A 26,160-nucleotide genomic window follows, 5' to 3' on the forward strand; every position below is an offset into this window, starting at 1 on the left:
TTAGAACGCTGGCTCCCCACTTCTTCCTCCAATCCCTGAAACTACCGTACCACAAGCTTTTTAGCAGCTTTCAGCCAACTTTTGTCAGTCAACCAGCTTTCTACCTTGCTACTGCTATTCTCTAAATTAACTCCTGTCAATCTATGGAATGTCGGCAGAAGCACTGGCCTCTAAAGCGGTAGTGAAGGGTATGGGATTCAAGGATCTTAGCCAATTTAAGTTGAAAGACCTGAAAAGCAGGCCCGGATTGGATTCCAAGCTTTTCTTCCCCACTAACAGTCGGGTGCCTCGGCAGAAACCCTAGGGAATTGATGTTGACATTTTCAGAGGTGCGACCAGAAGCAACCTCTCCATCAAGCAGAGGCAACCTAAAAGCGGCAGGGATGACCTCACAATTATCATCTCTGCCGCTTTTAGTTTTCTGAAACCGACCCCAGGCAGTGCTAGAGAAAAAATCCAGACTTACCTGGCAACCGCAGTTGCTGTGAGATAGCAAGAAAATTGCTTGCTAGAAATTGTCTATGACTGGTAGCTCATCTAGTTAGAGGTGGTTTGAGCCGCCAACATTTGCTTGAGCTTCTCTAGCTCTCCAGCCCAGCGAGGATCAGGCTGTGCTGAAGCCGTACTGGCTGCCGCGACAGGCGTCGATTTGCGAGCACCGCCTTTGTTAGGCCGCTTGCCACTGCTTTCGCCAACAGGACGTGCTTCTGGCTCACCCTCTGGCTTAGTGCGAGGGAGGGCCTTCTCGATTTTGATAGGCATTTCAGCTAGAACTTGCCCATTGAGTTTCTCGACAATCTCATCGGCTTTTTCGTCGGTTTTTACCGTGACGAATCCAAAACCTCGACATTTACCAGTTTTTTTGTCGGCAATGAGCTTGACAGACACTAGGTCAGGGGCGAAATCAGCAAAAGTGCTTTCAAACTCCTCCCGCTCCAGATCTTTGGAAAGATTGCCAACGTAAAGGCGAATTGACATTGGAGATACCTCGGTGTTCTAAAACTGAAGGCAAACAAATCGAAACCGATAACCTTGCTGCCCAACTCTTTCAGTGTGGAGCAATTGCCGCCACAAAAAACTATCTAATTAAACTATCCGCCCAATCCAACTTCACTAATTCCTAGAGACGTTCCTAAAGCTGAACTAAGCGTAAAATCATTTTTAGCTCAACTAAAGCTTAACAAATTCTTGGTCTGGGTTCCTTAGCAGAATCACTTTTTCTAGCCGTCTTCATTGGGGTATGCATAGGTACAGTATAAAAATACAGTCTCCCTATCGACAAAACCCCATCTTGACCTTGATTTAACAGCTCAACCTTCTAAATTCAACTCTCTAAATTAGTGCCAAAGGGCGATCGCAGCTCTTAGCTTTCTTTAGCGATAAACTTTTTTACAAGCATCGCAGAGATCAATTGATTTAGAAATCTCTCTAAAGAAATATGTCGAGCTATTAACTCGAAAGCTTCAATTGAGCGGCAGCTAGAAATAGCCGCAGCACTTTACTTTGACCATTTACCAAGTTAGCACGGTATCTGCTTCCTCGCTTGACTAGATTCTAAACTGATGACGTTGACGTGACTAAGCCGAAGGCTGGAGGGCAATGGCCTGAACCCACCTTATCTCTTGCGAAGGGAGTAATGTCGATGGGAGCAACAAATAAAAACCAGCCGGTGAGGGCTGGTTCATTTGCTGTGTTGAGAGTAGGAGAACCCATTACCTATACAACCGATGCCAACTAACTAGAGTTGGCTCGAGAACCCAGGCATGTGTTTCTGTAAATAAATGTAACACTTGAGGCGATCGATCGCAACACAACTTTACTTGTCAGCCTCCCTGTAGGATGGTCCAGACGCCCAGCAGGCTGCACCCCAGGCTAAATAGTGTTGCCCAAATAGGACCATAGGCTTGAAAAATTCGCTTTGGATCAATCTGAATTTGGTCAATGTCAACCCCAAGCATGCCGCCGTTGTAGCGCCCCCATCCGGCCACAGTTACCCGGCGACCAATCCACTTGAACGGGTGTTGTTGAGCCTGCAAAGCGCCTTTCAGACTGCCTAAAGGAACAGGATTGGTCAATCTGACCAACCCTGAGTCATCTTCGAGATAGAGGTCTTGCACCCCCCAATTGGCTATCCCGGGCTGGCCACGGAGGATGCCACGGAGGATGACCGGCTGGCCTCGAACCGGCAGACTTGAGGGAGTTTCGAGCAAATCGGCAATGGCCATGGGTTGAGCATTGGTACTCTTGGCCTCGGTCAGTCGTTCGGGAAAGAGCTGGTTAATGCGCACCATGAGGCCCAGGCCTAGGCCTAGCCACAGCCCTCCTACCAAAATGCTAGGGTCTTGGTACAACCAACTCAGGCGCCACCAGCCCAGCCGGTTCACAACGCCTCCTACAAACCACAAACCCATGGCTAGGCTTCCCCCGATGGTCAGTCCAGCTAGGGGAGCCTTTTGCAGAAACAATAGCCGCAGAGAAACCTTGCCTGGCATAGGCCACGCGTCTAGCGAGAATCCTGCCTGGCCACGCAGGAGGGCCTGCTGGTTGAGCCAAAACAACCGTTCACCCAGGGGGATATGAGAAGCATTAACCCGCAGCCACTGGCGATAAGGATTGAGACTGTCGATCGCCATCAGCTTGATCTGTACTGCTTCAGGCTGCTCGGCTGCCTCCATCAGGCTACCGGGGCAGAGGGCCTGGCGATAGCCCACGGGCATTAAGATCTCCAGGCTGGTGTGCAGGGGGTGGAGACTGCCCCGCTGGCGTAGATGGGTGGCGATCGCTCCAGCAAACCCCAACAACCCCTCACTCAGGTGGTCTGGGTGCTGGGTTAGAGCCACGGCGCGACGATCGCCCCAGCTAGAGCACAGCCGCGACAACCACAGCACCAGTTGGCGCAGCAGCCAAAATAGGCCATAGAGGGCGCTAGACACCAACCCAAGACCATTGCGAACTAACGGCTGAGCGATCCCATCGCCTATCTGGGCCAGCCATCGATAGCCGTGGTGGATCAACAGCAGCAGCAGCCCCGCTGCCGACAGCACCGGCAGGCTGCGGTTTACGGCTCGGGCCAGCTCATAGCCGTACAATGCCGTCAATGCCTCACTTGAGCATTGATCTAATAGTCCCTGGCTGACCACAATGCGAGTATTGCGCGGCAGCCAGCCGTAGCTAAAGCACAGGGGAGCCGGGTCAGCAATCAGGCGCAACTCAGGTAGTTGCCATCCCTGCTGGCGGCAGATCTGGCGCAGTAAGCGCAGGGTCTCCGGGTGCTTGGCCTGGAGATGGCGACTAGATAAAGGCTTTTGACCATGCCAAAAAGCCAGGGCGTAATCAAACAGCCACGGGCTCGCCAGGGCCAGCAGCACCAGGGCGCTGACCACCCAGACTGTATAGGTCTGGGTAGCCCCCGGCAGCCCTAGGCTGATCGGCCAGCGCACCCAGCGCAATCCGCCATCGATGGTTCTAAGAGCGGCATGAAAGGCCCAGTTAATCGCCCAGAGTAGGGCGATCGCCGTCAGCCCCTGCCCTGCCCACAGTCCCCATAGGCGCTGGGGCAATGGCACCTGACGCTGCCCTGTCGCCGCAGATGGGGTGGGCCTGGCTTTCCGTGACTCTGTTGCCCCAGCCCCTGAGAGTCCTGGGCTGTCGGACTCGACCGGTGCAACCGCGGCCAGAGGCAGAGGCTGTTCTTGGGGATCTGCGTCCAGGCGTTGATTGAGCTGCTGAAAATGAAACAGTGATTCAACGGGAGAAGACTCCTCCTCTGCGATCGGTTGACCGGCCAGACTGTCACTCTGGCTGACAGTCCCGGTAGAGCTAGATGTCAAAGGCTCTAAAGGCTTGTGACTCCTCTGATCCAGAGATCCATCTAGGGGTACAAACCCGATTAAATCGGTATCGGCTGCCGCCTCGGTCGACCGAGTGAGGGGCAGGTCTTCAACTTTGTCAGGCGGCAGCTGACTCAACACCTGACTAGCCCAGCGGCTCACCTGGGGCGACGAACTGTGGAGCATCTGTTGACAGAGGGTTTTAGCTTCGTCAAATTGCCCTAGTCTCTGCAAGACGCGCACCTGGCCCACAGTACCTTTGAGGTGGTACGGCGATGCTGGCGGCAGCTTCCCCAGGCGCTGAAAATACGCCATTGCCTGCCCATAGTTTTGGGCTTTGAAGGCAGCTACCGCCTGTTGGTAGTACTGTTCTACCGAAACTTTTTGGGGGCGATCTTTTTTGGGGCGATCGGGGGTTGAATTTGGGTCTATGGGCTTCGCCATACGCCGCTACCGGAGAAACTAGGCTTAATTTAAAGAGAGTCAGAGAAATCCAAGCATACCCAACTACTTCCATTCTGGTGTCGCTGGATTTCCTGAAAAGAATCCATTTTGGTCAAATCAATCTAGCAGAAGATCTAAGTTGCCCCCTAGACTTAGAGCAGTGCCTATGGTGCCGCTGCCCATGATCTTATTCAGCCTATTTTTGGCCAGCTTTGTGGCTTGGTTCCTCAGCATGCTGGCTGGGGGGGGTAGCCCGTTCATCTTAATCCCTATAGTCTCGCTGCTGCTCGGAACGCAGTCTGTAGCCCCGGTAATCACCACCGGACTGTTGATTGGCAATGCCCAGCGGGGGCTGACTTTTTGGTCAGACGTGAACTGGGGGGTTACTGCTTGGTATGTTCCTGGGGCAGTGGTTGGGGCTCTGATCGGCTGCTATGGGCTGACGCAACTTCATGTAGAAGGGTTGCAGTTAATCCTTGGGGTTGGGCTATTGGCCATGGTTGCCAACCACTTACTCACCCCCAACGCAGGTCAGTTTACAGTCAAAGCCTGGTACTTTCTACCTATCTCCTTTGTCAACGCCATTGGTTCTGGGCTGATCGGCAGCACTGGCCCGGTGCTGAACCCCATCTATCTCAACTATGGGTTGGAGAAAGAAGCCATGGTTGCTACCAAAGCCCTCAACAAAACCGCCCTGCATCTAATTAAGCTGATCGCTTACGCCAGTTTCGGCAGCCTCAGCCAAGAATATCTGGCCTATGGGCTGGTGATAGGCCTTGGAGCTATCCCCGCTAACTGGCTGGGTAAGCTGGTACTGGCCAAAATGTCGGCCCAGCAGTTTCGTCAGCTCGTGTTTGCCTTTGTGGCGATCAGTGGTGTCGCTATGATTTGGCAACAGCGCCACTTTTTGACCGTCTGGTTTATGTAGCGGCATCCCAGGTGTGGGATGGAGCCTTTGATGCTTCCGCTGACGCACCCAAGCCCAGCAATGTTCCTACCAGGCTGTAGAGATCTGTTTCATCAGCTCCCGACAGCTGCCGATCCTTGAGGTCAGTTAGTCCTCGGGCCAGCTCTGGCGCGCGGTTTTTGTAGTCGCGGTGGGCAGTGAGCATGTCTTCGAAGATCGACTGCTCAATTTCGAGGCGGTTTTGGCCATCATATAAGGGCGTTTGGTAGGCCACATCTTCTACGTCGTACTTCACCAGCACCACTAGGGCACCGCTCTCGACTTTGATGGCCTCTTGCAGACGGCGGGTATCGAGCTCTAGCCGATCAAAGCCCACTTGGCCGGTAATTTTTATTTCCATAATGGGGGCGGTGTCGCCATGGTGCTGACCGGCAGCGGCGATCGCCCGCTCCATCGCCATCTGGGTCAGCTCATCCAGGCTCTCCTGCCCCTTGGCCACCAGCTCAACTCGCACAGTCGGGCGCTGAAAATAGTCGGTCTGGAGTTTAGCCTCAACCCCTTGGGGAGATAGCTCCACCAGGTACGCACCGCGATCGTAGCGGCTTTCCTCCACATTGTTGGCCTCTAGGGAGCCGGGGTTAAACACCCAACCCTCAGCAGTGTAGTTTTTGTGGATGTGGCCCAGGGCTAGGTAGTCTACGCCAGCTTCCTTAAGGGGCAGCAGCTCGCTATAGCGCAGTGCCCCAGCGTAGCGAGCAATCTGGCCCTCTAGCCCGTGGTGAAACAGCAGCACCGTGTGACTAGGGCCAGAGGGCAGCTGCTGGATAGAACCCGCCAGCAGTTCAATGGCGCGGGGAGCGGTGGCCCCATACCAGTTGGAGCCAATCACCCGTACGCCGCAGGGCAAATCAATGTAGCCGCCGGAGCGGGTATTTTCACTCCAGGGGGTAAGGCGCTGATCGACATCGGCTCCGTCATTGGGCTCTAGCAGCTTGAGCAAATCCCACTCCGAGAGGTACTTGAGCCAGCTAGTGCGGGTACCGTAGGGGCGGTTGTCGTGGTTACCCTCGATCGCCACCACAGGAATCTCCGCCGTTTTTAACGCTTGCAGGCAAACCTGAGCCTGGTTGAGGGTAGCGGGCTTAATATTGCGGTGCTCGAACAGGTCACCGGCGATCGCCACAAAATCCACCCTTTCCTCAATGGCGTAGCGCTCTAGTACTGTTTGCAGGGCGCGAAAAAAGTCCTTGGTGCGCTCTGGGGTGTCGTAGCGATCAAACCCCAGGTGAATATCGGCAATGTGCAGAAATTTCGCCATCAGACCGTCCGCGATCGCTACTTCTTCAGACTAGTACTGATTTGAAACTTTGGACTGAAGATCTTGGCCTAAAGCACCCTGTCCGATCTCTTGCCTGCGGGGCTGTAACGATCCTGCACCTCTACACCAGAGACGATTCTGCGGCTAGTTCTTCCAGGCGCTCCTGCTGGTCACGGCTAACGCAGGACTGAATCAAATTATCTATCTCCCCCTCCAGCACCGGAGTGAGGGTGAAATTTTGGTTGAGGCGATGGTCGGTGACCCGATTGTCTTTGTAGTTGTAGGTGCGAATTTTTTCCGATCGCGACCCGCTCCCTACCTGCGACTTGCGCATAGAGGATACCGCCTCCTGCTGCTCTCGCATCTTGATGTCAAAGAGCTTGGCCCGCAGAATTTGCATGGCTCGCTCACGGTTCTTGAGCTGCGATCGCTCTTCGGTACAAAACACCCGAATGCCCGTGGGCTTATGAAACAGGTCTACCGCTGTCTCCACCTTGTTGACGTTCTGACCACCAGCACCGCCTGATCGCGCTGTAGTCATCTCAATGTCTTTGGGGTCAATCTGCACCTCTACCTCGTCCACCTCAGGCATGATCGCCACCGTAGCAGTAGAGGTATGCACGCGCCCGCCCGCCTCGGTGACCGGCACTCGCTGCACCCGGTGTACCCCTGCCTCAAATTTGAGTTGGCTGTAGACGCGATCGCCCGCAATCTCTAGAATCGCTTCTTTGAAACCACCCATGTCAGCCGACGACTCGCTCAGCAGGCTCACTTTCCAGCCCTGATTTTCGGCATAGCGAGAGTACAGCCGCACTAGATCACCAGCCCAAATGCTAGCCTCATCGCCACCAGTACCAGCGCGAATCTCCAGCATAATGTTCTTGTCATCGTAGGGGTCGCGGGGCAACAGCAGCACCTTAAGGCGAGCCTCCAGACCTGCTAGCTTTTCCTCCAGCTCAGCAACCTCTAAGGCCGCCATCTCCTTTAGCTCCGGATCACCGCTGGCTTCCTTATAGATTTCTCGAGCCCCAGCCAGTTCATCGCCTGCGGCTTGCCACTCAGTGTAGGTGATAACGGTTTCTTCCAGAGACGACCGCGACTTGGCTATACGCTGAAACTCGTCGGGATCGCTGGCGACATCTGGATCTGCCAGCCTCCGAGTCAATTCCTGGAACGTCTGCTCCACGGAATTTAGTTTCTCAATTAAGTACGCCTCAGCCATGGTGTCCTCGTGCCGCTGCCCTAGCTTGCCTGGTCAATCTACGGGGCGCTAGCTAGGCTTTGTCAGCGTCCGTTTTGTCTGTTTCTGAGCTTTGGGGAGCAGAGGTGTCTGCCATTCCATACTTCCTCATAAAGCGCTCAACCCGGCCTTCAGTGTCAATAATCTTCTGAGTACCGGTATAAAAGGGGTGGTTGCCAGACCAAACATCCACGCTCAGTTGAGGCTTAGTCGAACCGACGGTCATAATTTCTTTGCCATCACAAAATACCTTGGCCTCGGGGTACCAGGTGGGATGGATATCAGGCTTTGCCATAGGAGTGGATCTAAAACAACATCAACATCAGAAAAAAGAGACGCTCAAAGTATCTGGGTGTAAAAATACATTTGGAGTTTCTACACCCAAACACCTAAACAGCCTAGTAAATCTAGCGCTTGGAGAACTGAGGAGCCTTCCGGGCTTTCTTCAGACCGTATTTACGGCGCTCCTTAGCTCGGGGGTCACGGGTGAGGTAACCTTCCACCTTGAGGGGCTTGCGGTTTTCAGGGTCAAGCTCACACAGTGCCCGAGCTACCCCTAGACGAATGGCGTCGGCTTGACCCGTTAGACCACCGCCCTTGACGTTCACCAGAATGTCATAGGCATTCTCTAGGCCAAGCACCTCTAGGGGTGCCTTGGTGGCATTGAGATAGGCCGGATTGAACTGTAGATAATCGTCGCCGGGGCGCTTGTTAATGACAAGTTGACCATTGCCAGGTACCAAACGCACCCGCGCAATAGATGTCTTACGGCGACCGGTGCCCCAGTAAACAGCCCTTTCAGATTGATCGGTAGCCTGCATTATTCAGCCTCTCCAGGAATAGTATTGACAATGCGAATTTCAGGATTCTGAGCCTGATGGGGATGCTCTGGCCCAGCGTACACCTTGAGCTTGGTAAACTGTCTGCGACCTAGAGATGTCTTCGGCAGCATGCCTTTGACCGCCTGCTCAATGATGCGCTCGGGGATACGAGCTTGTAATTTGTCAAAAGTCTCCACCTTCATGCCACCGGGGCGACCGGAGTGGCGACGGTAAAGCTTGGTGGTCGATTTCCGCCCGGTGACCACCACCTTCTCAGCATTGACCACGACAACAAAGTCACCGGTGTCCATATGGGGAGTGAAGGTGGGCTTGTTTTTACCCCGCAGAATGGTCGCAATCTCAGTGGCCAACCGCCCTAGGCGCTGACCCTCAGCATCGATTACGTGCCACTGCCGTTGAATAGAGTCGACGGGAGGAACATAGGTTTTAGTAGTCATAGCGCTTGAGCTGCCTTTCTTGGATGAACCACACTAACTGAGTAAAAAGAGAATCGAACAAGATGGTCAGGCCGCTGCCGACCCCCAAAAAAAGTGGGGCTGGCTGTCAAACCACACCTCTGGGGCAAAGGGGGTATGGTCATAGCCCACCCGCAGAAGGCAGAGCCCCTGGGCAGGAGCCGCATACTTGACGCGTTGCCTCTGACGCTGCTGCCAGAGCTGACCAAACTCTGTGGGCGTCAACTCTCCGCTGCCCACCTTGACAATCAACCCCATAATTAGCCGCACCATGCCGTAGAGAAACCCCTTGGCCTGAAGCTCCACAGTGAGAAAGGTGTCTTGACGGCGGCACTCGACGGCCTGGAGGTCTACCCAAGAGTGAGTCTTGCCCGATCGAGCCCGGTGAAAAGCGGTCATGTCGTTGTGACCCACCATGGCATCGAGAGCTGACTGAATCTTACCCTCGTCGAGGTGCTGGTGGTAGTAGTGCCACACAAAGGGGCGCACAAACAGATTTGGCCGCTGCCCGGTGTAGAGAGTGTAGCGGTAGCGCCGCCAGCATGCCGAAAACTGAGCATGCCATGTCTCAGGCACAGCTGCAGAAGCCCGAATCAACACATCCTCAGGCAACCGAGCGTTGAGCACGTCGGCCCAGCGATGGGCCGGGATAAAGTCAGGAGCGTCGAAGTGAGCCACCTGCGCTGCCGCATGGACACCTGTGTCCGTGCGCCCGGCACCGCTGAGGCGCACGTTGTAGCCCAGTACTGAGCCAATTGCCGCTTCTATCTCTCCCTGCACTGTACGGGCGTTAGGCTGCCACTGCCAACCATGAAGACGAGTACCCACATATTGCACCACCAAAGCCACTCGCTGAGTTGCCTGGGCAAACTCAGCAGGCTGGCTCTCCAGGCCGCGCTGTATAGGTGAAAGCTTCTCCATGGAAAATTGCAAAAAAAAGGATAAACAGTAGCAAAAGGTTGGATGTTGGAACTGACTAAACTCGACTTAGGTCAACTCAATAATCGCCATTTCAGAGTTGTCGCCCCGACGACTAACAGTCCTGACGATGCGGGTATAGCCACCGTTGCGATTGCCGTAGCGCTCAGTGGCTTGAGCAAACAGGGCGTGAACTAGCTGTTTGTCATAGATATAACCCATGGCCTCGCGACGAGCAGACAGAGAGCCATCCTTAGCTAGAGTGATCATGTGATCGGCCTCTTCTCGCACTGCACGGGCACGAGCCTTGGTGGTGGTAATGCGACCATGGCGAATTAACTCCGTGGTAAGGGAGCGAAGCAGGGCCTTGCGCTGGTCTGCGGGCTTCCCAAGTTGATGAACGCGACAGCGGTGACGCATGGTACTGAACTCAGATGAACAACAAAAACAAAATCGGCAACAATATAAGGAAAGCAGAAATCCCTGCCTAATCCAGCCCTAGGCCGTCTTAGAGGCTTTTTCTAGAGGAAGGGTAATGCCCAAGCGCTCCTGCAAAGCTTCAATGACCTCTTCTGCAGACTTCTGCCCGAAGTTTTTTATCTCCAGCAAATCCTCTTGGCTGAAGTCAAGCAGGTCGGCCACAGAATTTATCTGAGCCCGCTTGAGGCAGTTGTAGGCCCGCACCGACAGCCGCAGTTCCTCAATAGGAATCTGGTTGTTGGGATCCTCTTCCTTCACCTCTTCATCAAATTTGGGCTCAAGGGTGACATCTTTGAGAGGCATAAATAGCCCTACTAGGATATCAGCGGCCTGGCTCATTGCCTGTTGAGGAGTAATACTGCCGTTGGTCCAGATATCCATAATGAGTTGGTCGCGCTGAATAGACCCAGAAACAACTACCTCCTCAACGGTGTAGTTGACTTTTTTGACCGGCATAAAAATTGAGTCAATCTGGATAAAATCTAGAGCCGTGGCGTCATCCTTGCTGCGATCGACGGCACGATACCCCTGACCTCGCTCAATTCTAAACTCCATCTCCAGAGTGTAGCCCTCGGCAACGGTTGCTACATACTGCTCAGGGTCTACGACTTCTACCTCCGAAGGCAGCTCGAAGTGCCCGGCCGTAACCCGAGCTGGCCCTTGCACCAAGAGGCGACCAATCTGTGGCTGAACAGAATAGCTGCGCAGACTGATCTTCTTCATATTAAGAAGAATATCTAACACATCCTCCCGAACACCAGTGATGGTAGAAAACTCGTGAGTAGCACCCGCAATTCTGACCGCAGTGATAGCTACCCCTTCTAGGTTAGACAGCAGCACCCGTCGTAGAGCGTTGCCCACGGTGGTGCCCTGGCTGCGCTCTAGGGGTTCGATCACAAAACGACCGTACTGACTCTGGTCGTCTTCAACGACAGACTCTACGCAATCAACATGAAACTGTGCCAAAATCCTGCCTCCCTTTTACCTAGCGATCGGCTCAATTCGCGATCTAATTAACTCGCGATTAACCCGTCCCGCACTAAACCCGGCCACAATACCTATAACCCCTAGACTCGACGCCGTTTTGGCGGTCGGCAACCGTTGTGGGGAATAGGAGTCACATCTCGAATTAGCGTGATCTCAAGCCCGGCTCCCTGGAGCGCACGGATAGCAGTTTCTCGACCAGCACCGGGGCCGCTCACCATAACTTCGATCTGACGCATGCCCTGATCCATTGCCCTTCGAGCAGCACCATCCGCTGCAGTTTGAGCAGCGAAGGGAGTTCCCTTCTTGGCCCCCTTGAACCCGCTCGAACCTGCTGATGCCCAGGAAATGGCTTCCCCGGACTGGTCGGTAATGGTCACAATGGTGTTGTTAAAGGTAGAGCGAATGTGAGCTACTCCACTGGGAATATTTTTCTTGCTCTTGCGGGGACCGGTCTTGCGGGTTGGTTTGGCCATGGCGTTGTCACTAAACTCAATTCAAAGAAACGAAATAAATAGATGAAAGCGATGGTTTGGAAAGCAGAGAGCTGACAAACAGTCAGAAAAACTCGCCACAGGGGTCAGCGAGTTCCTTTCACTCCAAAATCCTGAAACCCTAAGATTTCAGGATCTTAAGGAACCTACTTACGAGGAGCCTTCTTCTTGCCAGCGACAGTACGACGGGTACCGCCTCGACGAGTACGAGAGTTAGTGCGGGTGCGCTGCCCTCGCACTGGAAGTCCAGCACGATGTCGCCTTCCACGATAGGAGCCGATGTCCATCAAACGCTTGATGTTCATGCTCTCAAGCCGCCGTAGATCACCCTCTACCTGATAATCACTTTCTACCGAGTCTCGCAATTTAGCTACGTCGGCGTCGGTAAGATCTTTGACTCGCACATCAGGATCAACTCCGGTTTTAGCCAGAATTTCCTTGGAGCGAGTTAAGCCAATACCGTAGATATAGGTCAAGCCAATCTCAACTCGTTTGTCGCGTGGCAAATCCACGCCTGCTATCCGTGCCACCTTTAACTCTCTCCCCCAATACTTGGTTATAACCCTGTAGCCCGACCGGGGCCACTCAGTTTCTCAGTATCTTGGCCTTTAGCTAAGCCAATGCCCAGCTTTTCGAAAGCCTTATACAAAAACCAGAACAAAAAAACTTGAGCAAGCTGTTCTCAGTCAATATACTCAGCACCTATAGCTGCTAGTGGATTTGCCCAAAGGCTCTACCGCTAGCGCTTATCTACCCCTGCCGTTGCTTGTGCTTGGGGTTTGAACAAATCACCATGACTCGACCACGGCGGCGAATCACTCGACACTTATCGCACATTTTGCGCACAGACGCACGGACTTTCATGTCCAACTCGCACTTCACTACAGAATTGCTATGCTAGCAAACTGACCGCACTCCGTCAATCAAAAAAAATAAAGAGTCGAAGTGAGGCCCATGATCCAAATATTGAAAAGCCGCCTTCAGGGCACTAATGAGCGACCTAGGGCGGCTTTGGCTTGGCAGGGCAGAAATACTTGAAGTCTAAGCGCCGCGTTTGAGGGCAGCTTCGACCTGTTTGAGTTCTTGCTCGACGCGGGTCTTAAGTTTCTCAGGCAGGGGGCGATTGGGATAGCTGCTGTAATGTCCAGCGATCGCATTCAAAGCTGTGCGCATGGTGGTAAACGAGCTCAGCGTGGCTACCGACGAGTCGCGACGATAGCGAGAAGCAAAGTCGCTAATCACGGCTTTAGCCTGGGCCTGGGCTTCAGCCTTAGCTGGGTCATCGTCACCGAGGTCAAGGGAGGTTCTAAGGCTATCGACCAGCATCAGCGTATCTTCTTGATAATTGCCAGTGAGCATACCGCTGGTGCCAGCGCTGCACCCCGCCAGTCCAACAACGGCCACCAATACCAAGGCAACAAGGCGAGTAATTAAAGATTTCATAGGCTTCTTTGAAAGGGGTTTAGATTGAACGACAGGCCCTAAATTATGGGGGTGAGCCCTGCATCAGAGCTACGCTGGTGTCATTCTGGTGTTTTTATTCTATAGTGCCCTGCGCCCCTAGACCTACGCTCCTGTTTCCCATGGGCTTGATCTGTATGCTCTAAGCTGGGTAGATGCGTAGCCGTCGGTTAGGTTCTTCGCCGCAGCTGAGGGATTTGAGCCGGTAGTGCTCTGCTAGCTCATGCTGCATTTTGCGAATGTGGGCGGAACGCGGCAGCAGCTCCACCGGCTGCCCCTTAGGAATCACGATTTGCTCCACAGCCAAGCGGGCTTCTTCGAGAGCCTCTAGCTCGTCGTCGCCGCCGCTGTGGCTAAACAGCCCCAGATCAATGGCGGCGGGGTTGTCGTCTAGATCCAGCAGGCGCTGGAGGGCGCGGGTGATCTGGGGAATGCTGTTGGACTTGACCAGGTGGACAGGGATTTGCCGTCCCTGGGCCATATGCTTGAGTTTGGCCTGGGCTTTGGCATGCGATCGCAGTGCTAGCACCGCATCGGCATTGTCCAAATCCTTGGTGATCACCACCGGCATATGCAGGGTTTGAATCACCCGTTCGATCTGGTGACGGCTGAGACCGTAGGGATAGAGGCGCATAGCGTCTTCCCCATTGGGGCCAACGATATCGTCATCGTCGGCCATGTCTAAAAGATGGGCAAAGGTGGGGTCGGTGGTCGGCTCTGGAGCCCGATACACCTGCCCCAGGGGCCGTACATTGCCCAGGGTGCGCTGGGCAACGGTGCCGCCCGACGCGCCGTTACTGGGCGGCACCATTTGCCCCGCCGCTCTCCAGCCCATGCCCGATCGCGAGGGTCTAGAGACTTCTCGCCCTGAACCTGGCAGCTCGTGGGTAATCAGCACCTTCTGATTTTCATCCACGGTGCGAATTTGCAGCCCTGGCTGTCGCCCTCGCAGCAGGTTGTCGATGGTGACGGTGACATCCTCATGGACGGCCCAGCGCTGGCGCTCCAGCATCTCCACGGCAATGTCAAAGGTGGGGGGTGCCTTGCGCTCCAGCACACTCTTTTGGCTACCCCGGCGACGGGCTTCTTCATCGCCCAATGTGACCGACTGAATGCCGCCAATTAAGTCTGATAGGGTGGGGTTTTTAATCAGATTCTCTAGCTGGTTGCCGTGGGCGGTGCCTACTAGCTGCACCCCCCGTTCCGCAATCGTCCGGGCAGCCAGAGCCTCTAGTTCGGTGCCAATTTCGTCAATGACGATCACCTCGGGCATGTGGTTTTCCACCGCCTCGATCATCACCCGGTGCTGCTCTTCGGGGCGGGCCACCTGCATGCGCCGCGCCCGACCAATGGCGGGGTGGGGAATGTCGCCATCCCCCGCAATTTCGTTGGAGGTGTCGATGATTACCACCCGCTTTTGCAGGTCATCGGCCAGTACCCGAGCGATCTCCCGCAGGGCAGTGGTTTTGCCGACTCCAGGCCGACCTAGCATCAGAATCGAGCGGCCCGTTTCTACCAGGTCGCGAATCATGCCAATGGTGCCAAAGATGGCGCGCCCTACCCGGCAGGTGAGGCCAATTACTTCGCCAGAGCGGTTGCGAATGGCGCTAATGCGGTGCAGGGTTTTCTCAATACCGGCCCGATTGTCGCCGCCAAAGGTACCCACCCGCTTGATGCAGTGGTCGAGATCGGCGTGGGTGACGGGGTCATCGGAGAGGTACTCGACGCTGCCATAGAAGCGGGCTTCGGGCAGACGACCCAGATCAAGCACGACCTCAATCAGGCTCTGGCGCTGGGGATGGTTGGCCACCCGTGCCCGGATCGAGGGCGGCAGAATGCTAAGCAGTTGTTCTAGGTCGTCGATCGGGGGCTCGGGGGGCAAGGTGGGGGTTGGGTTAGGGGCAGAGACAGGCTGATGTTGGGCTGTCCCTTCGGGGTCGGTGGGGAAAAATTCCACGGCTAGATTATGGGGGGCAAAAGTATTGTGGGCGGGGTGGTTGTCGGCAGGTGCGTTGTTGCCTAGGCTAGTGGGGCGCTGTTTTCGTCGCTATAGCTAACCATACCGTGTGGGTAAAAAATGTCTATCAACCTTGATCTGACCCACCAGTTCCCTGGCCAGGGTCAGCGCTTGCCCCAGGGCGCTGTCGTCGAGCCGCTGCCACGGAGCAGCGGTGGAAGACAGTACACCGGTGGGGCTATTCTGCGTCGATTGACCCGGTGGAGACTGGCCTAGGGAAGCTTGGCCTAGCCAGGGCTGAAGGTCTTGGTCAATGGCGTCGAGGAGGGGCAGCAGCTGCGATCGCCCGTAGCTACCGTAAGCAATGCCTGAAATTGTGCTGCGAATGCTGTGGTCAGCTAGGCCTGACTCATGGCGGTTAACCCCAGCAGTTTGGAGAGAGAGCAATCGGTTAGGTTGAGAATCGTTAGGTAAAGCGGTAGAAGGCGCTGAATTGACCAAAGCAAGATCGAGCAACTTTCTTACAGTGTAGCCATTGGTACCGCCAGCGGGTTGCACATAGCCCGGTGGCCCCGCATCGAGAATTTTCTGGGTCAGGCGAATGGTGGCGTGGGTAGTACCTTTGCCCAAGTCGCCGCTCATAGGCCGACCATCGGTTTGCCAGATCAGCGGGATATCCAGGGGGGCCATCAGGTGGTAGAGATCCCATAGGTATGGCACCACTTGGTCGTGGTCGGGGCAGCTAATGGAAATTAGCTTCAGGTACGGTCGCCAGGGCAAAAGCCGCTGCCAGAGCTGGGCAAACTGGGCCTGGTGTCCGGTCTGGGTGTGAATTTCTACCGCATCAATCTGAGAAAGTTGCTCAGTGGGGAAAGCTTCTGGACTGGCTAAGTAGGGCTGGGCCTCGATATTGCTAATCGGACAGACGGCAATGCAGCGCCCACAGCCATAGCAAAGATCTGTCGCTACGCCGCCATCATGAGGAGCCTGGAACTGGATCGCGGCGGTGGGGCAGATGGGTTCGCAGGGGCGATCGCACCCCGATGGGCACTGAGCCGCATCGAAGTGCGCCTTGCGAAAGTGGGGGTCTTCGCTGTCGTTAAGGCTCACCATCAACCAGGGCAGTCCAGGAATGAGATGGTTATGACGCCCTAAATATCTTGCCAACTGAGCGGCATCCTCTAGTCCCCGTCGGGCAGATGCTACCACTGCGCCATCGGCAGCCACGTCAATGCAATCGACCCCTGCCAGAGCGTAGAGCATTGTTAGCTGCCGCACTGTTGGCATGTCCTGATAGCTGGCACCGCAGATTAACTTGACCCACTGCCCCATCTGTAGCGATCGCTGGGGAGGTGGTAGCAAGTTGTCTGGGGTGCAGCTCCAGGCTGATGCTCCAGGTACGGTGTCTATATCCATGCAGTCGGTAATGTCTGCTCGGGTTAACCCAACTGGGTTAACCCAGTAACGGATTGATCCTTAAATCAGGTTTGCCAACGGTTCCCAGCTAAAGGCGCGATCGCCCCCTACCTCTACTACTACCTTAACGCGGGGTTCGATGGTGGGCAGGCTGACCAGGTAGGCCAACTCCTGGCGCGAGAGAATATGCCCCTCAATTAGCCACAGCACCATGCCTTTGGCCTTGGGTGACATAGTCTCTAGGCGGTAGGTGAGCAGCGGCGGAACAAAATAGGTGTAGCCCACTGCCGCACCGCTGCCGAGACTTTTCTTGCCCAGGTGGGGTGGGCGCACCCCATGGATATCAGTCAGGTAGGCCGAAATGTCTCCCAGCCCTCGGGCTGTCAGGTTGATAGTTTCGTAGCCCTTAGCCTTGAGGCGACGCTCATAGCGGCCTTCAAATCCACCTTCTAGGGGCATGCGCACGGCGATCGCACCATTGCTTTCCAGATCGTTAATGAAGGGTTTGCCCGTCGTCAGCAGCGCCATATTGCCCTCGGCAAATAAATACAGTCGCTATTGTACTGTGTTCCAGTGAGGAGTACAGTCAGGTAGCTAAGAGTTTCTGTCCTCGTGCAGAACATTGCACTGTGGTCAAAAAAACTTTTTGGAGCAAAACTGTAGACATATCCAAGTAAGGAATGTACTATGGTAAATCGCCGACAAAAAGGATACTGAGTAGTTCAGTGAGCTACCCAAGTCCTGGCATTTGGCTGTTCTGATGCCGCATAGCCATTGGTGCTTGCAGGTTTGAGCCAGAAGGCTACTCCAGGCCAGAGCCAGCTACCTTTCTTTTGAATTGTGACCGATTGTATCGGTATCGCTCGCCCCGGTGAGTTTCTCCTGTGTGGGGTGTTCAAAAGTTGATGTCGTTGTAGATGCGCAAAGCTCTCGGCTTAGAGAGTCCTGCGCACTTCGTAGTGTGTTAATAGGGAGATCAGGACTGTGGCAGTCGGTATTCTTGGCAAAAAGCTGGGTATGACCCAGATATTCGATGAGGCAGGCAATGCTATCCCCGTCACGGTGGTGCAGGCAGGCCCCTGTGTGGTCACTCAGGTCAAGACCAAAGACACCGATGGCTATACCTCCATTCAGCTTGGCTTTGATGAAGTGACCGAGAAGAAACTGAACAAGCCCGAGCTGGGCCACCTGGCCAAATCCAGCAGCGCTCCCCTTCGTCACCTGAAAGAGTATCGGGTAGATTCTGCAGACAGCTACGAACTGGGGCAGGCAATCACTGCTGACACCTTCACCGTTGGTCAGCTGGTGGATGTCACTGGCAAGAGCATGGGTCGGGGGTTTGCTGGTTACCAAAAGCGCCACAACTTTCGTCGTGGCCCCATGGCCCACGGCTCTAAGAATCACCGTGCTCCGGGTTCCACTGGTGCGGGTACCACTCCCGGTCGGGTCTATCCTGGCAAGCGCATGGCTGGCCAGTACGGCAACGCTAAGGTGACTACCTGCAAGCTGGAAGTGGTGCGTGTAGACGGCGATCGCAACCTGTTGCTAATCAAAGGTGCCATCCCCGGCAAGCCCGGTGGGTTGTTGAGCATTGCCCCAGCCAAATGGGTCAAGGCTTAGGGTACAGCAAGTGGTTTGGGCCTTTGGGCATGCAAAAGCTTTTTAAGAGATAGGTCAGACAATGGTTGAGTGCGTCGTAAAAAATTGGGAGGGCGAAGAGGCAGGGACGGCAACGCTGGATCTTCAGGTTGCTAAAGCAGAATCCGCCTCTCACATCGTCCACCGCGCCCTAGTGCGGCAGATGAACAATTCTCGTCAGGGCACCGTGTCCACCAAAACCCGTGCTGAGGTGCGTGGCGGCGGTCGCAAGCCCTGGCGTCAAAAGGGCACCGGTCGGGCTCGGGCTGGGTCTAACCGTTCTCCCCTGTGGCGTGGCGGTGGCGTGATCTTTGGCCCCAAGCCCCGCGACTACAGCGTCAAAATGAACCGCAAAGAGCGCCGCTTGGCCCTGCGCACCGCCCTGCAAAGCCGGGTCGATGACTTGGTAGTGGTAGAAGGGTTTGAGAATCAGTTTTCTCGGCCAAAGACTCGGGAACTGCTTGAGGCGATCGCCCGTTGGGGTCTTGATCCAAACGCCAAGATTCTCCTGGTGATAGCTGAACGGCAGGAGCTAGTTTATCTGTCGGCCCGCAACCTTGAGAATGTAAAGCTGATCACTGCGGTCAATCTCAACGTTCATGACTTGCTCAACGCCGACCATCTCGTAATTACATCCCCAGCCCTTGAGGCGATCCAGGAGGTCTACAGTGATTAATGCCGCCAATACCCCGTCTCTGGCTGATCTAATCCGTCGGCCTCTAGTGACCGAAAAGGCTACCCTGCTGCTTGAAAACAACCAGTATGTTTTCGAGGTTGATCCCAGGGCCAACAAGCTGCAAATCAAGGCGGCGATCGAAGAGCTTTTTGATGTCAAGGTGGTGGCGGTCAACACCTACAACCCACCGAAGAAAAAGCGCCGGATGGGTCGTTTTGCTGGCCATCGTGCTCACTACAAGCGCTCTGTGGTCACCTTGGCCGCTGGCAATTCCATTCCCCTCTTCCCCGACCTCTAACGGGTTGACTGAATAGAGGTTTTTACTATTCCGACCTTTAGCCGTGTAACCAGCAAGTAATCCCATGGGCATCCGATCCTACCGACCCTATACCCCTGGTACTCGTGAGCGAACCGTTTCAGAGTTTGCCGAGATCACCCGCAGCGAACCCGAAAAGTCGCTGACCAAATCAAAGCACCGCCACAAGGGGCGCAATAACCGCGGGGTAATCACCTGTCGTCATCGCGGTGGTGGTCACAAGCGTCTGTATCGCGTTGTTGACTTCCGTCGCGACAAGCTAGGCATTCCCGCCAAGGTTGCCTCTATTGAATACGACCCCAACCGCAATGCTCGCATCTCTCTTCTTCACTACGAAGATGGCGAGAAGCGCTACATTCTGGCTCCTGCTGGGTTATCTGTCGGCAGTACAGTGATTTCTGGGCCAGATTCGCCTCTGGAAGTGGGTAACGCCCTCCCTCTTTACAAAATTCCCTTAGGTACGACGGTTCACAACGTCGAGATGCAGGCTGGCAAGGGTGGCCAGATGGTTCGATCGGCTGGTGCTGGTGCACAGGTAGTGGCTAAAGAGGGCGACTACGTCACCCTTAAGCTGCCCTCTACCGAAGTTCGCATGGTGCGACGCGAGTGCTATGCCACCATAGGCCAAGTCGGCAATGCTGATGTGCGTAACGTTAGCCTGGGCAAGGCAGGCCGTAAGCGCTGGCTGGGTCGTCGACCCGAAGTACGCGGCAGCGTTATGAACCCGGTAGATCACCCCCACGGCGGTGGTGAGGGTCGTGCTCCCATTGGTCGCTCTGGGCCCGTTACCCCTTGGGGTAAACCCGCTTTGGGCTACAAGACCCGGAAGAAGAACAAAGACAGCGATAAGTACGTGGTGCGTCGCCGTCGTCGGGTTTCCAAGCGAGGTCGTGGCGGTCGTAACGCTTAGGCACTGTACCTCGGTTAGCTGTTTTGATTGTGATGATTGTGGCTGTTGTGATTTTTATGGGGGCTGAAGCACCATGTCTCGCTCATTGAAGAAAGGGCCGTTTGTGGCCGACCACCTGCTCTCTAAAATCGAAGCCCTCAATGTCAAGGGTGACAAACAGGTGGTTAAGACCTGGTCTCGGGCTTCCACCATTTTGCCCCAGATGATTGGTCACACCATTGCGGTGCATAACGGTCGCCAACACGTACCCGTCTATGTTACTGAGCAAATGGTAGGCCACAAACTGGGTGAATTTGCCCCCACGCGAACCTTTCGCGGCCACGCTAAATCCGATAAAAAAGCTCGTCGTTAGGTATTAGGTAGAGGAACTGGAGAAATGGCTGTAGATACCTCAGAGCAGGTCAAAGCGGTGGCCCGCTACGTGCGCATGTCGCCCCGTAAGGTACGTCGTGTGCTCGACCAAATTCGCGGTAAGAGCTATCGGGATGCGCTGATCATCCTAGAATTCATGCCCTATAAGGCCTGCGAACCGATTATTAAAGTGCTACGCTCCGCTGTGGCCAATGCCGAGCACAACAACGGGCTTGACCCCGCTGCGCTAGTGGTGAGTGAGGCCTTTGCTGATGCCGGCCCAGCCCTCAAGCGATTCCGTCCCAGGGCTCAAGGGCGGGCTTACCAAATTCGCAAGCCCACCTGCCATATCACCATTGCCGTGGCCCCTGCCGCCGAGTAGCTAGTACAGTCTTTGATTCCGTTGTTAAAGCACCAATTTCCAGAGGGTTAGTTCGTGGGACACAAGATTCATCCAACCGGGTTTCGTCTTGGCATCGTTGAAGAGCACCGCTCTCGCTGGTTTGCAGAGGGTACTCGTTATCCTGAGCTGCTTCAGGAAGATTTCCGCATTCGCGAGTATGTTCAGAAAACGCTGAACAATGCTGGTATTGCTGATATTCGCATTGAGCGCAAGGCCGATCAGATTGATCTTGAAGTTCGCACGGCTCGTCCTGGTGTAGTTGTGGGTCGTGGCGGCGCGGGGATTGAGACTCTGCGGGTGGGTGTGCAAAAGCTGCTCAAAGACTCTAGTCGCCAGATCCGCGTCAATGTGGTGGAAGTGAGCCGAGTAGATGCCAATGCGGCTTTGGTGGCTGAGTACATCATTCAGCAGCTAGAGCGTCGGGTATCTTTTCGACGGGTAGTACGACAGGCTATTCAGCGGGCCCAGCGGGCTGGGGTTGAAGGTATCAAGATTCAAGTCAGTGGTCGCTTGAACGGGGCTGAGATCGCACGTACCGAGTGGACCCGGGAAGGTCGAGTGCCCCTCCACACTCTTCGGGCTGACGTTGACTACGCCTACACTACCGCTCAAACTACCTACGGTATTTTGGGCGTCAAGGTTTGGATCTTTAAGGGTGAGATTATCCCTGGCCAAGAGCAGGCAGCTGAAGTGGCTCCCAATGCGCAGCCTCGTCGTCGTCAGCCTCGCCGCCGCCCGCAGTTTGAAGACCGCTCTAACGAAGATTAGAATTCTGCGTCTGTTTGATTATTTTGACCTGTGACTTCACGAGTGCCGATCCATGCTTAGTCCAAAACGAACTAAATTTCGCAAGCAGCACCGCGGGCGTATGCGCGGAATGGCTCAGCGGGGTAGCGACATTACCTTCGGCGATTTTGCCCTTCAGGCCATTGAGCCTTGCTGGATGACTTCTCGCCAGATTGAAGCGGCCCGTCGAGCCATGACCCGCTATGTCCGTCGAGGTGGCAAAATCTGGATTCGTGTCTTCCCCGATAAGCCGGTGACGATGCGACCCGCTGAAACCCGGATGGGTTCGGGTAAAGGCAACCCCGAGTTTTGGGTTGCTGTGATCAAGCCCGGTCGAATCGTGTTTGAGATTGCTGGTGTGCCCGAAGCGACTGCTCGTGAGGCGATGCGACTGGCAGCCTTCAAGCTGCCTTTCAAGACCAAGTTCATCGCCCGAGACAGCAAGGAGGCATAGGCAATGGCACTTTCAAAGATTAGTGAAGCGCGCGCGTTGGGCGACGAGGAACTGCTGACGGCAATCGCAGACGCCAAGCGAGAGCTGTTTCAACTGCGGTTTCAGAAGGCCACCCGCCAACTCGATAAGCAGGTGCATCAGTTCAAGCACACTCGTCATCGCCTGGCTCAACTGATGACGGTTCAGCGGGAGCGCCAGTTGGCGGCTCTGGAAGCAGAAGCAGAAGCCACAGCAGAATCGATATCAGCATAGGGGATAGGTGAATCAGATGGCGGTTAAAGAACGAGTGGGTTTGGTGGTCAGCAACAAGATGGATAAAACCGTCGTAGTTGCTGTTGAGAGTCGCACCTCCCATCCTAAGTACGGCAAGATTGTGGTGCGCACGAAGCGCTACAAGGCCCATGACGAAGAGAATTCATGCCAGGAAGGAGATCAGGTGCGCATTCTTGAAACCCGTCCCCTGAGCCGAACCAAGCGCTGGATGGTAGCTGACATTGTTAATCGCGCAGCAGACGCATAGGGGGAGATTGTGATTCAGCAGGAATCTTATTTAAACGTGGCGGATAACAGCGGGGCGCGGAAGCTGATGTGCATCCGTGTACTCGGTGGCAACCGTCGCTACGCCGGGGTGGGCGATGTGATTATCGCCGTAGTCAAAGACGCCCTGCCTAATATGGGTGTTAAAAAGTCCGACGTAGTGCGCGCCGTGGTTGTCCGCACCAAAAAAGGTTTGCGTCGTAGCAGCGGCATGAGTATTCGTTTTGACGACAACGCTGCCGTGATCATTAACCAGGATGGCAACCCTAAGGGGACTCGCGTGTTTGGGCCGGTTGCCCGTGAGCTGCGCGACAAAAACTTCACCAAGATTGTGTCGCTGGCACCGGAGGTTCTCTAATGGCAACTAAGACGAAACAACCTGTGCGCCATAAGGTGCATGTCAAGAAGGGCGATACCGTGCAGGTAATTGCTGGGCGCGATCGCGGCAAAGTGGGCGAGGTTCTTTCTGTAAATCCCAAGACCAGCCAAGTGATTGTGCAGAGCGTCAACATTCGCACTAAGCACGTCAAGCCTACTCAGGAAGGAGAGTCGGGTCAGATTGTTACCCAAGAAGGCCCGATCCATAGCTCTAACGTTATGCTCTACTCCGAGAAGGAGAAGGTCGCTAGTCGTGTGGCTTACACCTTCACTGACGACGGTCGCAAGGTGCGAATGCTGAAAAAGACCGGTGAAATCATTGATTAAGGCTCCTTGGCCTTACCGCTTATCCCCTAGTCCTGACCAAGCCCAGGAAAGCGATAGAAACGACTCATGACAGACCAGCTCAAAACTCTATACAAAGAAACCGTCGTACCTAAACTAATCGAACAGTTTAAGTACGGAAACGTTCACCAAGTACCTAAGGTGGTCAAAGTGACCGTCAACCGGGGCCTCGGGGAAGCGTCTCAGAATGCCAAAGCGCTGGAGTCTTCTCTGAGCGAACTGGCTCTCATCACCGGCCAGCGACCTGTGGTAACCCGCGCTAAAAAGGCGATCGCAGGTTTCAAAATCCGTGAAGGTATGCCTGTGGGGGTGATGGTCACCCTTCGTTCCGATCGCATGTACGCCTTTCTAAATCGCCTCATCAACCTTACCCTGCCCCGCATCAGAGACTTTCGCGGTATCAGCCCCAAGAGCTTTGACGGGCGTGGCAACTACACCTTGGGTCTGAGAGAACAGCTAATCTTTCCTGAAATTGACTACGACACCATCGATCAAATCCGCGGTATGGATATCACCATTGTGACTACCGCCAGTACGGATGAAGAAGGACGCGCGCTACTCAAGGAATTGGGTATGCCGTTCCGTGACAACTAACACAGGTTTATACGCGTACTAGAACTATGGCTGCTAACGACACAATTGCGGATATGTTGACTCGCATCAGGAATGCGAATCTGGCGCGGCACCAAACCGTGGGGATTCCCTCTACTCGGATGACTCGAAGCATTGCTAAGGTGCTGAAGGAAGAAGGCTTCATCACGGATTATTCTGAGACCACCGTCGATGAGCGGCCTCAGGTTTTGATTGCCCTCAAGTACAAAGGCAAGACCCGCCAGCCCATTATTCGCAACCTCACCCGTGTCAGTAAGCCTGGTCTGCGGGTATATTCCAACCGGAAAGAGCTGCCTCGGGTGTTGGGTGGTATTGGCATTGCTATTGTTTCCACCTCCAGCGGCATCATGACCGATCGCGATGCGCGACGTCAGGGCATTGGTGGTGAAGTACTCTGCTATGTCTGGTAAATCGGCCGGTGGAGGTGATGGGCTTGTGGCATTAGCCCCGCTGATCATCAAGAGCGTTATCGAGTGCTAAGGATTTAGGAGTTTTGCATCATGTCACGTATTGGCAAACGGCCAATCCCAGTTCCGGCCAAGGTGACTGTCACCATTGACGGCCAGGACGTAAAGGTCAAGGGGCCCAAGGGCGAGCTGTCTCGTACCCTGCCCAATGGGGTTTTGATAGTTCAAGACGGTGACACCGTTCTGGTGAACCGCAAAGATGAGTCTCGATTGGCTCGGGAACGTCATGGTCTGTGCCGCACCCTGGTGGCCAATATGGTCGAAGGGGTCTCTAACGGCTACCAAAAGCGCCTAGAGATTCAAGGGATTGGCTATCGCGCCCAAGTGCAAGGCCGGAATCTCAACATGAGTTTGGGCTACAGCCACCCCGTGGTGTTTGAGCCACCCGCTGGCATTGAGTTTGTCGTCGAAAACAACACCAATGTCATTGTCAGTGGTATCGATAAAGAGCTGGTAGGTAACATTGCTGCCAGCATTCGGGCGAGCCGTCCTCCTGAACCTTACAAGGGTAAGGGTGTTCGCTACGCCGGTGAGCAGGTCAGACGTAAGGCCGGTAAATCAGGTAAGAAATAGCCATGAAAGCAAGTCGTAAAGAATTAACCCGTCGCCGTCATGCCCGTGTCCGCCGTCGTGTGTTCGGTACCTCCGAGCGACCACGGTTGGCCGTGTTCCGCTCTAATCAGCATATCTACGCTCAGATTATTGACGATACTGCCCATCACACCTTGGTGGCTGCCTCTACGGTCGAGCCTGAGGTTTTGAAGGATGAGTCTGGGGGCACCCAAGAGGCTGCCGCTGTGGTTGGCAAGCTGGTCGCTGAGCGGGCACTTAAAGCTGGTATTACCCAGGTGGTCTTTGATCGAGGCGGCAAACTTTACCATGGTCGAGTTGCGGCACTGGCCGAAGCGGCTCGTGAGGCTGGGCTGAGCCTGTAGGTCTGTCATTGATCACGTTGGTTCGATCGCACTGATTCTGCTCGATGTAGATTTCGCTTGATGTAAACAAGGCTGGGAAAGGCATGGCAAACCGTCGCAAAGAAGCGCGTACAAAGGAAAAGAAAACCGACTGGCAAGAGCGCGTCGTTCAAATTCGCCGCGTGACCAAGGTGGTTAAGGGGGGCAAAAAGCTCAGCTTTCGCGCCATCGTCGTTGTTGGCAATGAGAAGGGGCAAGTTGGCGTTGGTGTCGGCAAGGCCGGGGATGTGATTGGTGCCGTTAAAAAAGGCGTTGCTGACGGCAAAAAGCACTTAGTGGACGTGCCTCTGACTCGTTCTTATTCAATTCCCCACCCGTCTAGTGGTATTGGTGGTGGTGCTAAGGTCTTTATGCGCCCGGCGGCTCCCGGTACCGGGGTAATCGCTGGTGGTGCCGTGCGCACCGTGCTGGAACTGGCTGGTGTACGTAACGTGCTGGCCAAGCAACTGGGGTCTAACAACCCCCTCAACAACGCTCGCGCAGCGGCAGACGCCTTAGCCTCCCTGCGTACCTTCGCCGATGTAGCTGAAGAACGCGACATCCCCGTCGAGCAACTCTACGTCTAGT

The 26,160-nt window shown here is 54.8% G+C and carries 35 protein-coding genes; 18 read left to right on the forward strand and 17 right to left on the reverse strand.

Annotated features, from left to right (window positions below; all coding sequences use genetic code 11):
* Positions 1-537: 537 nt before the first annotated feature.
* Complete coding sequence (locus AC0QKW_RS01880) at positions 538-978, reverse strand: RNA recognition motif domain-containing protein (RefSeq protein WP_473149360.1); 441 nt, start codon at positions 976-978, stop codon at positions 538-540.
* 845 nt (positions 979-1,823) lie between these two features.
* On the reverse strand, positions 1,824-4,274 hold the full coding sequence (locus AC0QKW_RS01885) for a M48 family metalloprotease (RefSeq protein WP_473149361.1): 2,451 nt from the start codon (positions 4,272-4,274) through the stop codon (positions 1,824-1,826).
* A 166-nt stretch (positions 4,275-4,440) separates the two neighbouring features.
* On the opposite strand from AC0QKW_RS01885, the gene AC0QKW_RS01890 reads away from it, so the two are divergent.
* Entirely contained in the window at positions 4,441-5,202 is a 762-nt protein-coding gene (locus AC0QKW_RS01890) for a sulfite exporter TauE/SafE family protein (RefSeq protein WP_473149362.1), read from the forward strand.
* Here AC0QKW_RS01890 and AC0QKW_RS01895 read toward each other — a convergent pair.
* From AC0QKW_RS01895 to ndhN, 15 genes are all read right to left on the reverse strand, one after another.
* A complete protein-coding gene (locus tag AC0QKW_RS01895) occupies positions 5,195-6,499 on the reverse strand; it encodes a metallophosphoesterase family protein (RefSeq protein WP_473149363.1) in 1,305 nt (434 codons plus the stop codon). The genes AC0QKW_RS01890 and AC0QKW_RS01895 overlap by 8 nt on opposite strands.
* A gap of 121 nt (positions 6,500-6,620) precedes the next feature.
* A complete protein-coding gene (prfA, locus tag AC0QKW_RS01900; RefSeq protein ID WP_473149364.1) occupies positions 6,621-7,721 on the reverse strand; it encodes a peptide chain release factor 1 in 1,101 nt (366 codons plus the stop codon).
* Positions 7,722-7,773: 52 nt separating this feature from the next.
* On the reverse strand, positions 7,774-8,034 hold the full coding sequence (rpmE, locus tag AC0QKW_RS01905; protein ID WP_473149365.1) for a 50S ribosomal protein L31: 261 nt from the start codon (positions 8,032-8,034) through the stop codon (positions 7,774-7,776).
* Between the two features lie 112 nt (positions 8,035-8,146).
* Positions 8,147-8,560: a 30S ribosomal protein S9 gene (rpsI, locus tag AC0QKW_RS01910; protein ID WP_323349906.1), complete on the reverse strand. Its 414-nt coding sequence runs from the start codon at positions 8,558-8,560 to the stop codon at positions 8,147-8,149.
* Positions 8,560-9,018 carry a 50S ribosomal protein L13 gene (gene rplM / locus AC0QKW_RS01915; RefSeq protein ID WP_473149366.1) on the reverse strand — a complete coding sequence of 153 codons (459 nt, stop codon included), beginning with the start codon at positions 9,016-9,018 and terminating at the stop codon, positions 8,560-8,562. Before rplM ends, rpsI begins: the two co-directional genes overlap by 1 nt.
* Positions 9,019-9,084: 66 nt before the next feature.
* The gene (gene truA / locus AC0QKW_RS01920) at positions 9,085-9,957 is read right to left on the reverse strand and encodes a tRNA pseudouridine(38-40) synthase TruA (RefSeq protein ID WP_473149367.1); all 873 of its coding nucleotides are present in this window, start codon (positions 9,955-9,957) and stop codon (positions 9,085-9,087) included.
* Positions 9,958-10,023: 66 nt separating this feature from the next.
* Positions 10,024-10,374 carry a 50S ribosomal protein L17 gene (rplQ, locus tag AC0QKW_RS01925; protein WP_473149368.1) on the reverse strand — a complete coding sequence of 117 codons (351 nt, stop codon included), beginning with the start codon at positions 10,372-10,374 and terminating at the stop codon, positions 10,024-10,026.
* Between the two features lie 78 nt (positions 10,375-10,452).
* The gene (locus AC0QKW_RS01930) at positions 10,453-11,400 is read right to left on the reverse strand and encodes a DNA-directed RNA polymerase subunit alpha (protein WP_473149369.1); all 948 of its coding nucleotides are present in this window, start codon (positions 11,398-11,400) and stop codon (positions 10,453-10,455) included.
* A 101-nt stretch (positions 11,401-11,501) separates the two neighbouring features.
* Positions 11,502-11,894 carry a 30S ribosomal protein S11 gene (gene rpsK, locus AC0QKW_RS01935; RefSeq protein WP_473149370.1) on the reverse strand — a complete coding sequence of 131 codons (393 nt, stop codon included), beginning with the start codon at positions 11,892-11,894 and terminating at the stop codon, positions 11,502-11,504.
* A 164-nt stretch (positions 11,895-12,058) separates the two neighbouring features.
* A complete protein-coding gene (gene rpsM, locus AC0QKW_RS01940; RefSeq protein WP_026072414.1) occupies positions 12,059-12,442 on the reverse strand; it encodes a 30S ribosomal protein S13 in 384 nt (127 codons plus the stop codon).
* Between the two features lie 220 nt (positions 12,443-12,662).
* Complete coding sequence (gene rpmJ / locus AC0QKW_RS01945; protein ID WP_071527191.1) at positions 12,663-12,776, reverse strand: 50S ribosomal protein L36; 114 nt, start codon at positions 12,774-12,776, stop codon at positions 12,663-12,665.
* A 177-nt stretch (positions 12,777-12,953) separates the two neighbouring features.
* Positions 12,954-13,355, reverse strand: a complete 402-nt coding sequence (gene psb27 / locus AC0QKW_RS01950; RefSeq protein WP_473149371.1) for a photosystem II protein Psb27 — start codon at positions 13,353-13,355, stop codon at positions 12,954-12,956.
* Positions 13,356-13,515: 160 nt separating this feature from the next.
* Positions 13,516-15,255 (reverse strand): R3H domain-containing nucleic acid-binding protein, encoded by a 1,740-nt coding sequence (locus AC0QKW_RS01955; protein WP_473149396.1) that lies wholly within the window; start codon positions 15,253-15,255, stop codon positions 13,516-13,518.
* Positions 15,256-15,426: 171 nt separating this feature from the next.
* Positions 15,427-16,746 (reverse strand): circadian clock protein LdpA, encoded by a 1,320-nt coding sequence (gene ldpA, locus AC0QKW_RS01960; protein WP_473149372.1) that lies wholly within the window; start codon positions 16,744-16,746, stop codon positions 15,427-15,429.
* 60 nt (positions 16,747-16,806) lie between these two features.
* Entirely contained in the window at positions 16,807-17,274 is a 468-nt protein-coding gene (gene ndhN, locus AC0QKW_RS01965) for an NAD(P)H-quinone oxidoreductase subunit N (RefSeq protein WP_473149373.1), read from the reverse strand.
* Between the two features lie 456 nt (positions 17,275-17,730).
* On the opposite strand from ndhN, the gene rplC reads away from it, so the two are divergent.
* From rplC to rpsE, 17 genes are all read left to right on the forward strand, one after another.
* Entirely contained in the window at positions 17,731-18,366 is a 636-nt protein-coding gene (rplC, locus tag AC0QKW_RS01970) for a 50S ribosomal protein L3 (RefSeq protein WP_473149374.1), read from the forward strand.
* 61 nt (positions 18,367-18,427) lie between these two features.
* The gene (gene rplD, locus AC0QKW_RS01975; protein ID WP_473149375.1) at positions 18,428-19,060 is read left to right on the forward strand and encodes a 50S ribosomal protein L4; all 633 of its coding nucleotides are present in this window, start codon (positions 18,428-18,430) and stop codon (positions 19,058-19,060) included.
* On the forward strand, positions 19,056-19,358 hold the full coding sequence (locus AC0QKW_RS01980; protein WP_473149397.1) for a 50S ribosomal protein L23: 303 nt from the start codon (positions 19,056-19,058) through the stop codon (positions 19,356-19,358). The genes rplD and AC0QKW_RS01980 overlap by 5 nt, the downstream gene beginning before the upstream one ends.
* Positions 19,359-19,422: 64 nt before the next feature.
* The gene (gene rplB / locus AC0QKW_RS01985; protein ID WP_473149376.1) at positions 19,423-20,286 is read left to right on the forward strand and encodes a 50S ribosomal protein L2; all 864 of its coding nucleotides are present in this window, start codon (positions 19,423-19,425) and stop codon (positions 20,284-20,286) included.
* 73 nt (positions 20,287-20,359) lie between these two features.
* Positions 20,360-20,638 carry a 30S ribosomal protein S19 gene (gene rpsS, locus AC0QKW_RS01990; RefSeq protein WP_473149377.1) on the forward strand — a complete coding sequence of 93 codons (279 nt, stop codon included), beginning with the start codon at positions 20,360-20,362 and terminating at the stop codon, positions 20,636-20,638.
* Between the two features lie 24 nt (positions 20,639-20,662).
* Entirely contained in the window at positions 20,663-21,019 is a 357-nt protein-coding gene (gene rplV / locus AC0QKW_RS01995; protein ID WP_473149378.1) for a 50S ribosomal protein L22, read from the forward strand.
* A gap of 54 nt (positions 21,020-21,073) precedes the next feature.
* Positions 21,074-21,808 carry a 30S ribosomal protein S3 gene (rpsC, locus tag AC0QKW_RS02000; protein WP_473149379.1) on the forward strand — a complete coding sequence of 245 codons (735 nt, stop codon included), beginning with the start codon at positions 21,074-21,076 and terminating at the stop codon, positions 21,806-21,808.
* A gap of 52 nt (positions 21,809-21,860) precedes the next feature.
* Positions 21,861-22,280 carry a 50S ribosomal protein L16 gene (rplP, locus tag AC0QKW_RS02005; protein ID WP_473149380.1) on the forward strand — a complete coding sequence of 140 codons (420 nt, stop codon included), beginning with the start codon at positions 21,861-21,863 and terminating at the stop codon, positions 22,278-22,280.
* A 3-nt stretch (positions 22,281-22,283) separates the two neighbouring features.
* Positions 22,284-22,532 (forward strand): 50S ribosomal protein L29, encoded by a 249-nt coding sequence (gene rpmC, locus AC0QKW_RS02010; RefSeq protein ID WP_473149381.1) that lies wholly within the window; start codon positions 22,284-22,286, stop codon positions 22,530-22,532.
* 16 nt (positions 22,533-22,548) lie between these two features.
* The gene (rpsQ, locus tag AC0QKW_RS02015) at positions 22,549-22,800 is read left to right on the forward strand and encodes a 30S ribosomal protein S17 (RefSeq protein ID WP_473149382.1); all 252 of its coding nucleotides are present in this window, start codon (positions 22,549-22,551) and stop codon (positions 22,798-22,800) included.
* Between the two features lie 9 nt (positions 22,801-22,809).
* Entirely contained in the window at positions 22,810-23,175 is a 366-nt protein-coding gene (gene rplN, locus AC0QKW_RS02020; RefSeq protein ID WP_035991903.1) for a 50S ribosomal protein L14, read from the forward strand.
* The gene (gene rplX, locus AC0QKW_RS02025) at positions 23,175-23,522 is read left to right on the forward strand and encodes a 50S ribosomal protein L24 (protein WP_473149383.1); all 348 of its coding nucleotides are present in this window, start codon (positions 23,175-23,177) and stop codon (positions 23,520-23,522) included. The genes rplN and rplX overlap by 1 nt, the downstream gene beginning before the upstream one ends.
* Before the next feature lie 66 nt (positions 23,523-23,588).
* Positions 23,589-24,134: a 50S ribosomal protein L5 gene (rplE, locus tag AC0QKW_RS02030; RefSeq protein WP_473149384.1), complete on the forward strand. Its 546-nt coding sequence runs from the start codon at positions 23,589-23,591 to the stop codon at positions 24,132-24,134.
* A gap of 26 nt (positions 24,135-24,160) precedes the next feature.
* A complete protein-coding gene (gene rpsH / locus AC0QKW_RS02035) occupies positions 24,161-24,562 on the forward strand; it encodes a 30S ribosomal protein S8 (protein ID WP_473149385.1) in 402 nt (133 codons plus the stop codon).
* 90 nt (positions 24,563-24,652) lie between these two features.
* A complete protein-coding gene (gene rplF, locus AC0QKW_RS02040; RefSeq protein ID WP_473149386.1) occupies positions 24,653-25,192 on the forward strand; it encodes a 50S ribosomal protein L6 in 540 nt (179 codons plus the stop codon).
* A 2-nt stretch (positions 25,193-25,194) separates the two neighbouring features.
* Complete coding sequence (gene rplR, locus AC0QKW_RS02045) at positions 25,195-25,554, forward strand: 50S ribosomal protein L18 (protein ID WP_473149387.1); 360 nt, start codon at positions 25,195-25,197, stop codon at positions 25,552-25,554.
* An 83-nt stretch (positions 25,555-25,637) separates the two neighbouring features.
* Entirely contained in the window at positions 25,638-26,159 is a 522-nt protein-coding gene (gene rpsE / locus AC0QKW_RS02050; protein WP_473149388.1) for a 30S ribosomal protein S5, read from the forward strand.
* Position 26,160 lies beyond the last annotated feature (1 nt).

The organism is Pseudanabaena sp. PCC 9330 (assembly GCF_055795045.1).

Coding starts and splice junctions, on each gene's coding strand:
- rpsI (WP_323349906.1), bottom strand. CDS start 8,560: ATGCAGGCTACCGATCAATCTGAAAGGGCTGTTTACTGGGGCACCGGT.
- rpmC (WP_473149381.1), top strand. CDS start 22,284: ATGGCACTTTCAAAGATTAGTGAAGCGCGCGCGTTGGGCGACGAGGAA.
- ndhN (WP_473149373.1), bottom strand. CDS start 17,274: ATGGCGCTGCTGACGACGGGCAAACCCTTCATTAACGATCTGGAAAGC.
- rpsK (WP_473149370.1), bottom strand. CDS start 11,894: ATGGCCAAACCAACCCGCAAGACCGGTCCCCGCAAGAGCAAGAAAAAT.
- rplX (WP_473149383.1), top strand. CDS start 23,175: ATGGCAACTAAGACGAAACAACCTGTGCGCCATAAGGTGCATGTCAAG.
- rpsS (WP_473149377.1), top strand. CDS start 20,360: ATGTCTCGCTCATTGAAGAAAGGGCCGTTTGTGGCCGACCACCTGCTC.
- rpsH (WP_473149385.1), top strand. CDS start 24,161: ATGGCTGCTAACGACACAATTGCGGATATGTTGACTCGCATCAGGAAT.
- AC0QKW_RS01885 (WP_473149361.1), bottom strand. CDS start 4,274: ATGGCGAAGCCCATAGACCCAAATTCAACCCCCGATCGCCCCAAAAAA.
- rplE (WP_473149384.1), top strand. CDS start 23,589: ATGACAGACCAGCTCAAAACTCTATACAAAGAAACCGTCGTACCTAAA.
- prfA (WP_473149364.1), bottom strand. CDS start 7,721: ATGGCTGAGGCGTACTTAATTGAGAAACTAAATTCCGTGGAGCAGACG.
- AC0QKW_RS01895 (WP_473149363.1), bottom strand. CDS start 6,499: ATGGCGAAATTTCTGCACATTGCCGATATTCACCTGGGGTTTGATCGC.
- truA (WP_473149367.1), bottom strand. CDS start 9,957: ATGGAGAAGCTTTCACCTATACAGCGCGGCCTGGAGAGCCAGCCTGCT.
- rpsE (WP_473149388.1), top strand. CDS start 25,638: ATGGCAAACCGTCGCAAAGAAGCGCGTACAAAGGAAAAGAAAACCGAC.
- rpmJ (WP_071527191.1), bottom strand. CDS start 12,776: ATGAAAGTCCGTGCGTCTGTGCGCAAAATGTGCGATAAGTGTCGAGTG.
- rplF (WP_473149386.1), top strand. CDS start 24,653: ATGTCACGTATTGGCAAACGGCCAATCCCAGTTCCGGCCAAGGTGACT.
- rplM (WP_473149366.1), bottom strand. CDS start 9,018: ATGACTACTAAAACCTATGTTCCTCCCGTCGACTCTATTCAACGGCAG.
- rplD (WP_473149375.1), top strand. CDS start 18,428: ATGGTTGAGTGCGTCGTAAAAAATTGGGAGGGCGAAGAGGCAGGGACG.
- ldpA (WP_473149372.1), bottom strand. CDS start 16,746: ATGGATATAGACACCGTACCTGGAGCATCAGCCTGGAGCTGCACCCCA.
- rplV (WP_473149378.1), top strand. CDS start 20,663: ATGGCTGTAGATACCTCAGAGCAGGTCAAAGCGGTGGCCCGCTACGTG.
- AC0QKW_RS01880 (WP_473149360.1), bottom strand. CDS start 978: ATGTCAATTCGCCTTTACGTTGGCAATCTTTCCAAAGATCTGGAGCGG.
- rplQ (WP_473149368.1), bottom strand. CDS start 10,374: ATGCGTCACCGCTGTCGCGTTCATCAACTTGGGAAGCCCGCAGACCAG.
- rpsQ (WP_473149382.1), top strand. CDS start 22,549: ATGGCGGTTAAAGAACGAGTGGGTTTGGTGGTCAGCAACAAGATGGAT.
- rplP (WP_473149380.1), top strand. CDS start 21,861: ATGCTTAGTCCAAAACGAACTAAATTTCGCAAGCAGCACCGCGGGCGT.
- psb27 (WP_473149371.1), bottom strand. CDS start 13,355: ATGAAATCTTTAATTACTCGCCTTGTTGCCTTGGTATTGGTGGCCGTT.
- rplB (WP_473149376.1), top strand. CDS start 19,423: ATGGGCATCCGATCCTACCGACCCTATACCCCTGGTACTCGTGAGCGA.
- rplR (WP_473149387.1), top strand. CDS start 25,195: ATGAAAGCAAGTCGTAAAGAATTAACCCGTCGCCGTCATGCCCGTGTC.
- rpmE (WP_473149365.1), bottom strand. CDS start 8,034: ATGGCAAAGCCTGATATCCATCCCACCTGGTACCCCGAGGCCAAGGTA.
- AC0QKW_RS01890 (WP_473149362.1), top strand. CDS start 4,441: ATGGTGCCGCTGCCCATGATCTTATTCAGCCTATTTTTGGCCAGCTTT.